The organism is Salegentibacter sp. (genome assembly GCF_036568425.1).
Taxonomy (GTDB): Bacteria; Bacteroidota; Bacteroidia; order Flavobacteriales; family Flavobacteriaceae; genus Salegentibacter.
Genome location: NZ_DATCSO010000124.1, coordinates 40,464 through 53,758, shown reverse-complemented (window position 1 = coordinate 53,758; position 13,295 = coordinate 40,464). Strand labels below are relative to the sequence as shown.

13 protein-coding genes are annotated in these 13,295 nt (G+C 40.8%); 9 read left to right on the top strand and 4 right to left on the bottom strand.

The genetic code is table 11. The features are described from left to right. Positions 1-2 precede the first annotated feature (2 nt). The 8 genes from VIM94_RS12945 (at position 3) to VIM94_RS12910 (ending at position 9,016) form a co-directional block, all read left to right on the top strand. Positions 3-941, top strand: coding sequence for a bifunctional riboflavin kinase/FAD synthetase (locus tag VIM94_RS12945; protein ID WP_332039723.1), 939 nt, complete (start codon positions 3-5; stop codon positions 939-941). Then, complete coding sequence (locus VIM94_RS12940) at positions 931-2,250, top strand: HTTM domain-containing protein (protein WP_332039722.1); 1,320 nt, start codon at positions 931-933, stop codon at positions 2,248-2,250. Before VIM94_RS12945 ends, VIM94_RS12940 begins: the two co-directional genes overlap by 11 nt. Before the next feature lie 54 nt (positions 2,251-2,304). Next, the gene (gene serS, locus VIM94_RS12935) at positions 2,305-3,576 is read left to right on the top strand and encodes a serine--tRNA ligase (RefSeq protein ID WP_332039721.1); all 1,272 of its coding nucleotides are present in this window, start codon (positions 2,305-2,307) and stop codon (positions 3,574-3,576) included. A 47-nt stretch (positions 3,577-3,623) separates the two neighbouring features. Next, the gene (locus tag VIM94_RS12930) at positions 3,624-5,405 is read left to right on the top strand and encodes a tetratricopeptide repeat protein (protein ID WP_332039720.1); all 1,782 of its coding nucleotides are present in this window, start codon (positions 3,624-3,626) and stop codon (positions 5,403-5,405) included. Positions 5,406-5,415: 10 nt separating this feature from the next. After that, the gene (locus VIM94_RS12925) at positions 5,416-5,733 is read left to right on the top strand and encodes a DUF4286 family protein (protein ID WP_332039719.1); all 318 of its coding nucleotides are present in this window, start codon (positions 5,416-5,418) and stop codon (positions 5,731-5,733) included. A gap of 15 nt (positions 5,734-5,748) precedes the next feature. Further along, positions 5,749-6,579, top strand: coding sequence for a 16S rRNA (adenine(1518)-N(6)/adenine(1519)-N(6))-dimethyltransferase RsmA (gene rsmA, locus VIM94_RS12920; protein WP_332039718.1), 831 nt, complete (start codon positions 5,749-5,751; stop codon positions 6,577-6,579). Further along, complete coding sequence (mgtE, locus tag VIM94_RS12915) at positions 6,557-7,906, top strand: magnesium transporter (protein ID WP_332039717.1); 1,350 nt, start codon at positions 6,557-6,559, stop codon at positions 7,904-7,906. The genes rsmA and mgtE overlap by 23 nt, the downstream gene beginning before the upstream one ends. Before the next feature lie 129 nt (positions 7,907-8,035). Beyond that, positions 8,036-9,016, top strand: a complete 981-nt coding sequence (locus VIM94_RS12910; protein WP_332039716.1) for a 2-hydroxyacid dehydrogenase — start codon at positions 8,036-8,038, stop codon at positions 9,014-9,016. A gap of 71 nt (positions 9,017-9,087) precedes the next feature. Here the strand turns inward: VIM94_RS12910 and VIM94_RS12905 are convergent, their stop codons facing one another. The 4 genes from VIM94_RS12905 to VIM94_RS12890 form a co-directional block, all read right to left on the bottom strand. Further along, positions 9,088-9,738 (bottom strand): SDR family oxidoreductase, encoded by a 651-nt coding sequence (locus VIM94_RS12905; protein ID WP_332039715.1) that lies wholly within the window; start codon positions 9,736-9,738, stop codon positions 9,088-9,090. A gap of 112 nt (positions 9,739-9,850) precedes the next feature. Continuing rightward, positions 9,851-11,101: an aspartate kinase gene (locus VIM94_RS12900; protein ID WP_332039714.1), complete on the bottom strand. Its 1,251-nt coding sequence runs from the start codon at positions 11,099-11,101 to the stop codon at positions 9,851-9,853. After that, positions 11,098-11,583 carry a GNAT family N-acetyltransferase gene (locus VIM94_RS12895; protein ID WP_332039713.1) on the bottom strand — a complete coding sequence of 162 codons (486 nt, stop codon included), beginning with the start codon at positions 11,581-11,583 and terminating at the stop codon, positions 11,098-11,100. Before VIM94_RS12895 ends, VIM94_RS12900 begins: the two co-directional genes overlap by 4 nt. A 76-nt stretch (positions 11,584-11,659) precedes the next feature. Next, the gene (locus VIM94_RS12890) at positions 11,660-12,142 is read right to left on the bottom strand and encodes a GNAT family N-acetyltransferase (RefSeq protein ID WP_332039712.1); all 483 of its coding nucleotides are present in this window, start codon (positions 12,140-12,142) and stop codon (positions 11,660-11,662) included. 104 nt (positions 12,143-12,246) lie between these two features. Between VIM94_RS12890 and fbp the strand changes: the two genes are divergently transcribed. After that, positions 12,247-13,254, top strand: coding sequence for a class 1 fructose-bisphosphatase (fbp, locus tag VIM94_RS12885; protein WP_332039711.1), 1,008 nt, complete (start codon positions 12,247-12,249; stop codon positions 13,252-13,254). Positions 13,255-13,295: the final 41 nt, after the last annotated feature.

The window sequence follows — 13,295 nt, the reverse complement described above, 5'->3', positions numbered from 1 at the left end:
CTGTGAAAATACATAATGGAGCTAACGCTTTTAGCAGCGAGCGACAAACGGTGGTTACCATCGGCACCTTTGATGGGGTGCACGCCGGACACCGGAAAATAATAGAACGTTTAGTTAATGCCGCCGAAGCCGGGAATCTGGAATCGGTGATCCTTACCTTTTTCCCGCATCCACGAATGGTCTTGCAGCAAGAGTCTGATATTAAACTTATCCATACCATTCAGGAACGAACACAGATGCTTTCTGAAACAGGTATAGGCCATCTCGTAGTGCACCCTTTTACCCACCAGTTTTCAAGACTTACCGCACTTGAATTTGTTCGGGATATTCTGGTAAATAAGCTTAAAGCCCGCCGCGTGATCATTGGTTATGATCATCGTTTTGGACGAAACCGTACCGCCGATATCATAAGCCTGAAAGAGTTTGGTGAACAGTTTGGGTTTGAAGTGGAAGAAATCACTAAAGAAGAAGTAGACCAGGTAGCGGTGAGTTCTACCAAAATAAGAAAAGCTTTACAGGAAGGCCGTGTAGAACGCGCTAATAGTTATTTGCAACAGCCCTTTTCTCTGTCTGGGACCATAGTTAAAGGGCGCGGTCTCGGAAAAGATTTTAAGTATCCCACCGCAAATCTTCATATTGCTGAAGAATATAAACTTATTCCCAAAAATGGGGTTTATGTGGTAAGGGCTGAAATTGATGGGAGAATGTTTTATGGAATGATGAATATAGGGACTAATCCCACTGTGGGTGGAGAAGAAAGAACAATTGAAACTTACTTTTTTAACCTTGATCAAGATCTTTACGGAAAAAGCCTTAGAATTGAAATGCTTATAAGAATCAGGGATGAGAAGAAATTTGACTCCGTAAATGCCCTTAAGAATGCAATGAAACAGGATGAGGCTTTCTCTAAGCAATACATCAAAGACAACTATGCTGAATAGGTGGCTTTTTAAGCAGGTAGATAATTCGGCTCTCATAGTTTTTAGAGTTTTTTTTGGTCTGCTTATCACCCTCGAAGCCTGGGGCTCTATCTGGACTGGTTGGGTAAATCGCACCCTTATTGAGCCAGAATTCACTTTTAATTTTATAGGTTTTGAATTTCTCCAGCCTCTCCCAGGGGACGCTATGCTTTGGTATTACGGGCTGATGGGAGTTTTGGGGATCTTTATAATGCTCGGTTTTAAATACCGGCTTAGTATGTTTAGCTTCGGACTTATGTGGGCATCGGTGTACCTGATGCAGAAATCTTCCTACAACAACCATTACTATTTGTTGATGCTGCTTTGTATGATTTTCGTTTTTCTCCCTATGCATCGCTATTTTTCCATTGATGCCTTGCGGAATAAAAACCTCAGAAGTATCTCTATGCCGCGCTGGGTTTGGGTGGTGATCGTACTTCAACTATGGATCGTTTTTGCTTACGCTTCAATAGCAAAAATGTATCCCGATTGGCTGGATGGAACTCTCCCGGCAATTTTAATGAAAAGCAAGGAGGACTACTGGCTTGTAGGGGAGTTTCTTCAGCAAGGATGGGTGCGTTATGCCATTGCTTATTTCGGCCTGTTATTCGATTTACTTATTATTCCGGCTTTACTCTGGAAAAAAACAAGAGTGCCTGCTTTCCTGGCTGCGATATTCTTTCACCTGTTTAATAGCTTTATTTTTCATATAGGAATATTTCCGTATCTCTCGCTGGCTTTTAGTCTTTTCTTTTTTCCTTCAGAAAAGATCAATAAGTGGTTTCTCTTCCGCAGAAAACCATATTATGAGGGCGATGAGGTTATCGTGCCTAAATACAGAAACCTAATCATCTTTCTTATTTCCGGTTGGTTTATAATACAAATTTCTTTGCCTTTGCGTCACTGGTTCTTTAAGGATAATGTGCTTTGGACAGAAGAAGGTCACCGATTGAGCTGGCGCATGATGCTGCGCTCAAAAGGTGGAAGGAGTACCTTTAAGGTGGTAGAAAAAGGTGCAACCGATACTATATACGTTAATAAATCTGATTATCTCTCACGAAAACAAATGCACGCCATCAACTCCAAACCCGACATGATGTGGCAATTTGCACAACGTTTAAAAGAGGAATATGCCAATCGAGGAAAAGAGATTGAGGTCTATATAGATTCCCGGGTGAGGGTGAATGGCCGTCCCTCCCAACAGTTTATTGACCCAAAAGTTGATATGGCCGCGGAAAAATGGCAACATTTTAAACATAAAGACTGGATTTTACCTTCTAAATTAGACTAAAACTTTTCGGGGCTTTTGTTACATTTGCTGGTTCAAACCGGTAGAAAGAAAGCTATGTTACAAGTCAATAATATCAGGGAAAATAAAGATCAATATATTAAATCACTGGCGAAAAGGAATTTTGAGGCCAAAACTATTTTTGAGGAGGTACTAAAGCTCGATGAAACCAGGCGAAATACCCAAACCAGGCTTGATGAAATTCTTGCAGAATCTAACAGGCTTTCTAAAGAAATTGGAAAGTTGTTTAAAAATGGCGAGCAACAAAAAGCTAATTTGGTCAAAGAAAAGACCGGGAAATTAAAGGAAAGTTCTAAAGAGCTTTCAGAAAAGCTTACCGCCACCATACAGGAACTAGAACAATTGCTTTATACCATTCCAAATGTGCCTCACAAGACTGTGCCGGCAGGAATTTCTGAAGAGGATAATGAAGAGGTCTTCAAAGAAGGAGAAATCCCCGTGCTGGAAAAAACAGCACTTCCCCACTGGGAGCTGGCTAAAAAATACGACATTATAGATTTTGAGCTCGGTAATAAGATTACCGGAGCTGGTTTTCCTGTTTATAAAGGGAAGGGAGCAAGATTGCAACGCGCCCTTATCACCTATTTCCTTGACAAAGCTACCGAAGCCGGATATACCGAATTTCAGGTGCCGCTAATGGTAAACGAAGCATCAGGTTTTGGTACAGGTCAGCTTCCCGATAAAGAAGGACAAATGTACCATATGCCAGAGGATAACCTTTATATGATCCCAACAGCCGAGGTGCCTATTACCAACATGTTTCGTGACAATCTTTTAACCGAGAAGGATTTTCCCATTTCCTGTACCGGCTATACGCCCTGTTTTAGAAGAGAAGCCGGTTCTTATGGAGCTCACGTTCGCGGCCTTAACCGCCTTCACCAGTTTGATAAAGTGGAACTGGTTAGAATCGAAAAGCCTTCAGATTCTTATGCAGCCTTAGATAAAATGGTGGAACACGTGAAAGAATTGCTTCGGGAGCTTAAGTTGCCTTATCGTATCTTACGTTTATGCGGCGGGGACCTTGGGTTTACTTCGGCGCTAACTTACGATTTTGAGGTGTTTTCAACTGCTCAGGATCGCTGGTTAGAGATAAGTTCAGTTTCAAACTTTGAAACGTTTCAGGCGAATCGTTTAAAACTTAGATACAAAGATAAAGAGGGAAAGAAAGAACTGGTTCACACGCTAAATGGTAGCGCCCTGGCCCTGCCTCGCGTTCTCGCCGGAATCCTTGAGAACTACCAGACCGAAAACGGAATTAAAATTCCTGAGGTGCTTGTTCCCTATACTGGTTTTGATCGTATAGATTAACTTCCTGAAATTCACTGCAAAACAAGTCAAATTCTTATCTTTACAAGATGCGGGATTTGCTTTTTATAGTCGTTCTTTTGTTCGGGGTCTTTCAACTGAATGCCCAGTCTCAGGAGCTTGCACGTAATTTTTTTGACCAGGGAGAATTTGAAAAAGCACTGAAGATCTACCAGCAATTAGCACATGAAAACCCGGGGAATCCCGTTTTTTTCTATGGAGTGATTTCTTCTTACCAGCAATTGGAAAACTTTGATGCTGCAGAGGAATTGTTACGGCAAAAACTGGAAAATACAGCCAATAACCCAAATTTACTTATAGAACTCGGTCATAATTTTGAATTAAGAAAAGATGCTGAAAAGGCCGAAGATTTTTATAAAGAAGCCCTTAATGCTATAAACGCACGGCCAAATTATGCTTATGGTATCGCCAGGGGATTCGAAAAATACAATTTACTGGATAAGGCGGCTAAAGCTTATGAAAAAGGGATGGCGCTTCAAAGCGATCATAATTTCAATCTTCAGTTAGCAAGGATTTATGGGGAACAAGGGAAAATCGAAGAGATGTTTGATAATTATCTCGACCTCATTGATGAAAACCCCAATCTGTTCAACGTGGCCAACCGGGAGTTTGGCCGTTATATCTCCGAGGATTCGGGGTCTGAAGCGAATCTGATCTTTCGTAAATTATTGCTGAAAAAGCTTCAGGAGAATCCGCAGGTTTTTTATAATGAAATGCTGGCCTGGTTATTCATTCAGCAGAAAGATTTTAAAAAGGCCTTCGCCCAGCAAAAAGCGGTATATCGCCGTGGAGAGGCAGGATTACAGGATATTCTTAACCTTGCTTTGCTCGCTGAAAGAGCCGGGGATTCGCAGGCAGCTAAAGAAATTGTGACCTATGTTATAGAAGAAGCGCCTTCAGAAAATATTATTTTGCAGGGAAAGCGATTTCTACTGAATCTGGCTGGCAAGGAGGCTGTTACAAATTTTAAGGAGATCGAAACGAAATATCTGGCGCTTTTTGAAGAATTTGGGCGCGATCTAAAAACCCTGGACCTTCAGTTGGATTACGCACGCTTTATTGCTTTTAAATCGGGCAGGCGGGGGCAGGCGATTGAACAACTTCGGGAATTATCAGAAATACCCCGATCAAATTATGACAAGGCCCGGGTGAAAATGGAACTTGGAGATATGCTAGTGCTGGAAGAGAAATTCAATGAAGCCCTAATCTATTACTCCCAGGTACAAAACCTCATGAAAAATGATGTGATGTCGCAACAGGCTCGTTTTAAAGTGGCAAAAACCAGTTATTTTAAAGGCGATTTTAAGTGGGCTAAAACCCAGTTGGACGTTCTAAAATCTTCTACATCTCAGTTAATCGCTAACGACGCAATGGAACTTAGTCTTTTAATCGAGGATAATTCTATTGAAGATACGGCTCAGGTGGCATTAAAGAAATACGCCAGGGCAGACCTGGTGGCTTTTCAGGGGAAAGAGAAAGTGGCCATTGCAATCCTGGACGGTATTCTTGCCGATCATAAAGGAGAATCAATAGAAGATGAGGTCTTGCTGAAGCAGGCGCAACTCTATGAAAAGATTGGAGAATTTGAGAAGGCTGAATCGAATTATTTGAAAATCATCAGGCTTTACAATTCTGATATTCTTGCTGATAATGCTAATTATTACCTTGCCGAACTCTATGCCAGGTATCTGGATAATCCGGAAAGGGCAAAGGGATATTACGAGCAAATTATCTTTAACTTTGCAGACAGCATTTACTTTGTAGATGCTCGCAAAAAATACCGTCGCCTTCGCGGCGATATCATCGAATAAAATATTCCCTATGTACATCTATAACGTTACTATTAATATCCAGGAGTCTGTTCACGAGCAATGGCTGGATTGGATGAAAACTGAGCATATCCCAGACATGCTTAAAACCGGAAAATTCACAAAAGCTCTTATGACCCGTGTTATGGTAAAAGAAGAAATGGGAGGGATTACCTACTCTGTGCAGTATACTGCGCCAGATAAGGAAAGCCTTGAGGGGTATTATCAGGAACACGCTAAGGATTTACGCTCCCGCGGAAAAGTCTTTGAAGGGAAAATGGTGGCTTTTCGTACCGAACTTGAGGTAATCACCGAGCAGGAATCAAATTAGAAGCACTGGTATATAATGGGGAAATTTCGTAAAAAACATACGGCTCACTTTTCAGAATCTGAGGTTAAAGCAAAAAAACATCTTGGACAGCATTTTCTTACCGATGAAAGGATTGCTGAAAGGATTGCAGATACTCTTAGCCTCTCAGGTTATAAAAAAGTACTTGAAATTGGGCCCGGAATGGGGGTGCTGACCAAGTATTTGTTGAAAAAGGACGCTGAAATTCACGTTATCGAAATCGATACCGAAAGTGTTACTTATCTCCACGAGAATTACCCGCAACTTGAAGGCAGAATTCACGAGAAAGATGTCTTGAAGTATGATCTCTCTCAAATTTTTGGCAAAGAAGCATTCGCTGTTATTGGGAATTTTCCTTATAATATCTCTACCCAGATCGTGTTCAGGGTACTGGAAATGCGAAACCAGATTCCTGAATTTTCAGGAATGTTCCAAAAAGAGGTTGCCAAACGTATTTGTGAAAAGGAAGGAAATAAGACCTACGGAATTCTATCGGTTTTGGTCCAGGCTTTTTATGAAGCCGAATATCTTTTTACTGTCCCTCCTTCAGTTTTTAATCCGCCGCCAAAGATAGACAGTGGGGTGCTGAGGTTAACCCGCAAGGAAAACCTGGAGTTAGCCTGCGACGAGATGCTTTTTTTTAGAATTGTTAAAACTGCATTTAATCAACGCCGGAAAACTCTTAGAAATAGCTTAAAAAGCTTCAATTTACCCGATAATTTAAGGGAAGAGGCTATATTTGACAAGCGTCCTGAACAACTGGGTCACGATGCATTTATTGAATTGACCTTAAAAATTCAGCCTTATGCAATTTCAGATCAGCAATGAATTAATAGAAAAAATAAAATTCCTCGTCGAAGAAAAGAATAACGAGGAACTTCTTCTGCACCTGGAAGACGTGCACCATGCAGATATTGCTGAAATTCTTACCGAGCTAAGTCTGGAAGAAGCCGTTTATGTGGTTAAACTGATGGACAGCCAGAAAACGGCAGAGGCTTTAATGGAGCTTGAGGAAAATGTTAGAGAACGTATTCTCGATACCCTTACTCCCAAGGAAATTGCCGATGAGCTCGAGGAAATGGATACCGATGATGCGGCCGATATTATTTCTGAACTCTCTCTGGAGCGACAACAAAATGTTATCGCCGAAATGGCCGATGAGGAACACGCCGATAATATCGTTGAGCTGCTGCGTTATGATGAGGATTCTGCCGGGGGGCTTATGGCTAAGGAGCTTGTAAAAGTTAACGAAAACTGGAGTGTTACCGGTTGCATGACCGAAATGAGACAACAGGCCGAGAACGTGACCAGGGTTCATTCTATTTATGTTGTAGATGATAAAAATAAATTAAAAGGAAGGCTGTCTTTAAAAGATCTTCTAACTGCACCAAGCCGCGCAAACATCAGTGATATCTACATTCCGCAGGTAGATTATGTGAATGTACATACAGATGGCGAAGAAGTAGCCCGAATAATGCAAAAATATGACCTTGAAGCTATTCCCGTAGTGGATGAAATGGGACGTTTGGTAGGCCGGGTAACCATTGATGATATCGTCGATTTCATCAAGGAGGAAGCTGAAAAGGATTATCAAATGGCAGCTGGTATCTCTGAAGGGGTAGAAGCAGATGACAATATTTGGCGTTTAACCAGGGCCCGTCTTCCCTGGTTGGTCCTTGGGCTTTTTGGTGGTTTAGGGAGTGTTTACGTGATGCAGGGTTTTGAAGAAGCTCTTGCCCGGTTTCCCGTATTGTTTTTCTTTACCCCGCTTATTGCGGCAATGGCAGGGAATGTGGGAGTACAATCCAGTGCGATAATTGTTCAGGGGCTTGCAAATAACAACCTTAAAGGAAGCCTTTTTAACAGGCTTCTAAAAGAACTCAGTCTAAGTCTCATCAATGGGGTTGTACTTGGTTTATTAATAATAGTTTTCGGTCTTATAGTAGGGCAGCCTAAACTGGTAAGTATTACCATAGCCATTTCATTATTAAGCGTTATTATTTTAGCCGCATTAATCGGGACCTTTGTTCCTATTATTCTAGATAAGCGGGGAGTGGACCCTGCAATTGCTACTGGGCCATTTATAACCACCAGCAATGATATTTTCGGGATATTTCTCTTCTTTTACCTATCTAAGGTAATCCTTGGTTTTTAGAACCTCAGGGCTCGATTTTTCCTGGATTCGGCATCATTCTTTATCTTTGTCTGTTGCATTTGCAACCTCAGAACGAAGTTTCTGAGAGACAGACGTTTCATTAAATTTTCAGAATTAAAACAATTTAAAATGATCATATTACACGCCGACACCAATCACCCAACTCTTATAAAACAACTGGAAGATGCGGGACATCATAATATTGAGGGTTATACCCAAACCAGGGAGGATACCCTGGCTAATCAGCATTTGTATGATGGGATCGTGATTAGAAGTAGGTATACCATTGATAAAGAATTTATAGATGCAGCACCAAACCTAAAGTTTATCGCTAGAGTTGGAGCCGGCCTGGAAAGCATTGATGTAGAATATGCCAAAGAGCACAATATAGAGTTGTTCTCTGCACCTGAAGGAAACAGAAATGCAGTGGCTGAACATTCCCTGGGAATGCTTCTATCCCTTTTTAATAAGCTGAATAAGGCAGATCGTGAAGTTAGAGATGGGTTATGGCACAGGGAAGAGAACAGGGGCCTGGAACTTGACGGTAAAACGGTAGGAATTATAGGTTATGGGAATATGGGAAAGGCTTTTGCCAAAAAGCTAAAAGGTTTTGAGGTGGAAGTACTTTGTTATGATATTAAGGAGGATGTAGGAGATGAAAATGCCAAGCAGGTATCTTTTGAAGAATTTGCTAAAAAGGTAGATGTCGTTAGTCTCCATACTCCCTTAACTCCCGAAACGACCCAGATGATAAATAAAGATTTCATTGGGAAATTTAACAAGCCCTTCTGGTTTATCAATACTGCCCGGGGGAAAAGTGTAGTAACCGAAGATCTGGTAGAAGCACTTAAGGATGGCAGAATTTTAGGTGCAGGGCTCGATGTTTTGGAATATGAAAAAGACTCCTTTGAAAGTCTTTTTTCAAATAAGAAGAATATTGCCCTGAGTGTAGAAAATAATATTCCCCAGGCTATGCAGGAGCTCATGTTTTTGCAAAATGTTATTCTCAGTCCGCATGTAGCAGGGTGGACGGTAGAATCTCATGAAAGACTGGCCAGTGTTATCGCAGAAAAAATAATAGAGAAATTCGGGAAAGGAGAAAAGGAATAGTATTTCCCGGAATTCAAGATATAAGAAGGTCTGCTTTGAGAATTATTTCCGAAAGCAGACCTTTTAAGTTTTTAATTGTTCTGGCTTAATTCAATTAGAGCAGCCTTTATAGGCTCTTCGCCTTCTAAGGCTTCAAAAGCCATATTCTTGGCCAATGGATCAGCCAGGCACATTACCAGCAGGAAAGCCACGTCATCACGTGAAATCTCTCCCCGTTCTTCGAGTTTTGGTGCAATTTTTACTTTAGCGAGCCCAAGGTCATCGTTTAAGGCTCCGGGTCTCACAATGGTGTAAGGTATGCCACTGTCTACAAGGTAATCGTCGGCCTCTTTTTTAGCTTTCAGATAATGTTCCAGGTCTTTATTTTGAGAAGGATTATCGGTGCCCATCGCGCTGAGCATGATAAATTTTTTAACCTTGAATTTTTTCGCAGCATCCACCATTTTTTTTGCCCCTTCCTGATCTATACTGGTGGTTTTATCGGGGCCTGTTTTGCTGCCAGAACCGGCTGCAAAGATCACCCGGTCAATCTTTTTGAATGCATGTTCCACATCATCCTCGAGATCGGCAAAAACAGTTTCAACTTCCATATCGTCGAAAATCTGCTTTTGAGATTCATCGCGAATCATCGCGATTGGCTTAAAATTTTGAGTATTGTTAAGAATTTCTATCACCCTTTTTCCTGTATGTCCTGTCGCTCCTACGATAAGTATCCTTTCCATAATATATTTTATTTTTTCGAATATGGGGGAAGATAAGGATGAAATAAAAAATTCCCTAAATCAAACTTCAGAATAACATGAAATTAACAGGCATGCTTGCTCGTTTTTGGTTTTAATTACGCGTTACCAATTGAACGGTGTCCCGGGTTATTTGTTTCAGAAGAATTTCTTTGTTTTTTTCCAGGCTGGCTATCGCTGCATCATTAAAATGCCTGATGGTGTAAAGGGAAACTTCCGTATTATATTTTACTCTGAATCTCGCTTTTAGATGCTGAATAAGCTTCTCCAGCTGGTTAAATCTGTTGTCGACACAAACTGAGAAACTGATCGCAGAATTTTGAATAAGATCGACTTTCATTTGGTAAAGGTGAAAAAGCCTGAAGATCTCACTGATGTTCTCTTCCACCATAAATGAGAAATCAAGTGAAGAAAGTGAAATGAGGACCAGGTTTTTCTTCACGATAAAACAGGGGATCTGAGGTTCTATACGGTTACCTCTCATTACAGAGGTCCCTTTCCCTTCAGGTTGAATAAAGGATTTAACGTACAGGGGGATCTCTTTTTTTTGGAGTGGTTGAAGTGTTTTGGGATGTATAACCGAAGCTCCGTAAAAGGCCAGCTCAATAGCTTCTTCGTAAGAGATCTGGTTAAGAAGAGAAGTTTGGGTGAATTCTCGTGGATCGGCATTAAGTACTCCTGGAACATCTTTCCAAATGCTCAGGCTTTCCGCGTTAAGGCAATAAGCGAAAATTCCTGCTGTATAATCACTTCCTTCCCGGCCCAGGGTAGTGGTAAAATTATCGGCATCTGAAGCGATGAATCCCTGGGTGATGTGTATCTGGTCTCGGTTAATATGCTTTTCGATTGCTTTGTGGGTTTCCTCCCAGTTTACCTGCGCATCGCGGTAGGTGCTATCGGTTTTTATTACCTTTCTGGAATCTAACCAGGTATTTTTATAATTATGAGAATTTAGATATTCGCTAATAATAGTTGTAGAAAGTAATTCTCCGTAACTCACCACCTGATCATAAACATAATCATAGCGGTTGGATTTATTATGTTCCAGGAAATTCCTGATTTCCTCAATTAATCTGGTTATTTTTATATAAACCGGATGGGAAGGATCGGGGAAGAGTTCTCCAGCAATTTGCAAATGTGAATTTTGAATTTTCAGAAGCTCCTCCGGGATCTTGTTTTCCTCCAGGTATCTCTTTACAATAATTTCAATGGCATTTGTGGTTTTTCCCATCGCTGAAATTACGATGAGAAGCTTGCCATGGTCCTGGGACGTTAATAATTTTAAAAGATTTTTTATGGCCTGAGAATCTTTTACAGACGCTCCTCCAAATTTGTATATTTTCATTCTAGTTTTTCAACATTTTTCTGGATTCCGTTTTCATCCATATGAACGGTGTACCAGTTTTTCTTTATATCGGCGCCGGTGTTTTCATAGAATTCGATGGCATTCTTGTTGCCTTCGGAAACCACCCATTCTACACGTTTAACGCCGTTATCGTAAGCATATTTTACCACCTGGTTGTAAAGAGCACCACCAAGACCGGTACCGCGCATTTTTTTGCGTACAATAAGGTCTTCAAGGTGGACGGTACGACCTTTCCAGGTAGAGAAGCGGAAATAGACCAAGGCCATTCCTTCGATTCTACCTTCAACATCGGCTACAAAGCACTTAAAATGTTTCTCCTCAAAACCTTCCTTTATCAAATCGTCCAGATGTATCTCTACTTCATCGGCGGCATTTTCGTATTCAGCCAGTTCTTTTATAAGTTCAAGAACCGCGGGCATATCTTCGCGTTTAGCTTCCCTGATACTGTAATCGACACTCATAGTTTCTGATTTTAAAGTTGGTTATTATTCAAAATTAGGAATAGATTTATTAATTATGCCGGGGCTTAGCTTTAAATTAACGTGCGTTTTTTAGGTATTCATTCATCGCCTGTTCATCCATTTGTACAGTGCACCAATCATCAAAGACAAAAGCTCCACTTTTGGTGTAGAAATTTTTTGCCGGAGTATTCCAGTCCAACACTACCCATTCTACCCGTTTAACTCCTTGTTTTTTAGCATATTCAATAACCTTGGTATAGAGGGCTTTTCCTAAACCTTTCTGTCTGAACTCTTTCCTGATTACCAGGTCCTCCAGATGTACGGTTTTTCCTTTCCAGGTTGAATAGCGGTAATAACAAAGTGCCATACCTTCTATTTTGCCATTGACTTCAGCAACAAAACATATAAAAGATGGATTTTCGCCAAATCCATCCCTTATTAGGTCATCGGCTGTAAGTATTACGGCATCTGGTTCTTTTTCGAATTCGGCAAGCTCCTGGATGAGCTCCAGAACTGCCGGCATGTCTTCGGGAGCTGCTTTTCTGATAGTATAGTCCATTTCGTCTTTTATTTAAGACAAAAGTACAACTTCCAATATATAATTTACGAAAACGTTGTAGCTGGTGTTTATTTTAAATATTTTTGACCTACAAAATCAAAATGATGGCTAAACAATATCAAACCCTAGGGGAATTTATAATAGATAATCAGGCAGATTTCCCTTATTCTTCAGGAGAACTTTCCAGGTTGATCAACTCCATACGGCTCGCGGCAAAAGTGGTAAACCACGAAGTGAACAAAGCCGGATTGGTTGATATTATCGGGGCTTATGGCGAAACCAATATACAGGGCGAAGACCAGCAAAAACTGGATGTCTATGCCAACCAGAAATTTATACAAACCCTTACCAACCGGGAGATCGTTTGTGGGATTGCTTCCGAAGAAAACGATGATTTTATAACAATTGCAGGTTGTAATAACGATCATAAAAATAAATATGTGGTCTTAATGGATCCTCTTGACGGCAGTTCTAATATTGATGTGAATGTCTCTGTAGGAACTATTTTTTCGGTATATCGCCGTGTTACGCCTATTGGCACCCCTGCAACCAAAGAAGACTTTCTCCAGCCCGGGAATAAACAGGTAGCTGCCGGCTATATTATCTACGGAACCTCTACAATGCTGGTTTATACCACTGGTCATGGGGTGAATGGTTTTACCCTGAATCCTGCCCTTGGGTCATGGTATCTCTCACATCCCGACATGAAGTTTCCTGACAACGGAAGCATTTATTCGATTAACGAGGGGAACTATGTTCATTTTCCTGAAGGAGTAAAAAAATATATCAAATATTGCCAGGAGGAAGAGGAAGACAGACCTTATACTTCAAGGTATATTGGTTCTATGGTTTCTGATATTCATAGAAATATGATCAAAGGGGGAATATTTATTTACCCTAAAAGCTCCAAAGCGTCTAATGGCAAATTAAGGCTTCTCTATGAATGCAATCCTATGGCCTATATTATTGAACAGGCCGGAGGCAAAGCCAGTAATGGTTTTTCCAGAATAATGGATATCCAACCAACCGAGTTGCACCAGCGGGCACCATTTTTTGCCGGAAGTAAAAACATGGTTGAAAAAGCCGAAGAATTCATGAGAGAATTCCAATAGAACCAATCCAGATTTAAAATGAAAAAATCCCACTTTTGTGG

Bases quoted from the DNA above. Each gene is read 5' to 3' on its own strand.
- VIM94_RS12925 (WP_332039719.1), top strand. From the start codon at position 5,416: ATGTACATCTATAACGTTACTATTAATATCCAGGAGTCTGTTCACGAG.
- serS (WP_332039721.1), top strand. From the start codon at position 2,305: ATGTTACAAGTCAATAATATCAGGGAAAATAAAGATCAATATATTAAA.
- mgtE (WP_332039717.1), top strand. From the start codon at position 6,557: ATGCAATTTCAGATCAGCAATGAATTAATAGAAAAAATAAAATTCCTC.
- rsmA (WP_332039718.1), top strand. From the start codon at position 5,749: ATGGGGAAATTTCGTAAAAAACATACGGCTCACTTTTCAGAATCTGAG.
- VIM94_RS12905 (WP_332039715.1), bottom strand. From the start codon at position 9,738: ATGGAAAGGATACTTATCGTAGGAGCGACAGGACATACAGGAAAAAGG.
- VIM94_RS12930 (WP_332039720.1), top strand. From the start codon at position 3,624: ATGCGGGATTTGCTTTTTATAGTCGTTCTTTTGTTCGGGGTCTTTCAA.
- VIM94_RS12895 (WP_332039713.1), bottom strand. From the start codon at position 11,583: ATGAGTGTCGATTACAGTATCAGGGAAGCTAAACGCGAAGATATGCCC.
- VIM94_RS12910 (WP_332039716.1), top strand. From the start codon at position 8,036: ATGATCATATTACACGCCGACACCAATCACCCAACTCTTATAAAACAA.
- fbp (WP_332039711.1), top strand. From the start codon at position 12,247: ATGGCTAAACAATATCAAACCCTAGGGGAATTTATAATAGATAATCAG.
- VIM94_RS12900 (WP_332039714.1), bottom strand. From the start codon at position 11,101: ATGAAAATATACAAATTTGGAGGAGCGTCTGTAAAAGATTCTCAGGCC.
- VIM94_RS12940 (WP_332039722.1), top strand. From the start codon at position 931: ATGCTGAATAGGTGGCTTTTTAAGCAGGTAGATAATTCGGCTCTCATA.
- VIM94_RS12890 (WP_332039712.1), bottom strand. From the start codon at position 12,142: ATGGACTATACTATCAGAAAAGCAGCTCCCGAAGACATGCCGGCAGTT.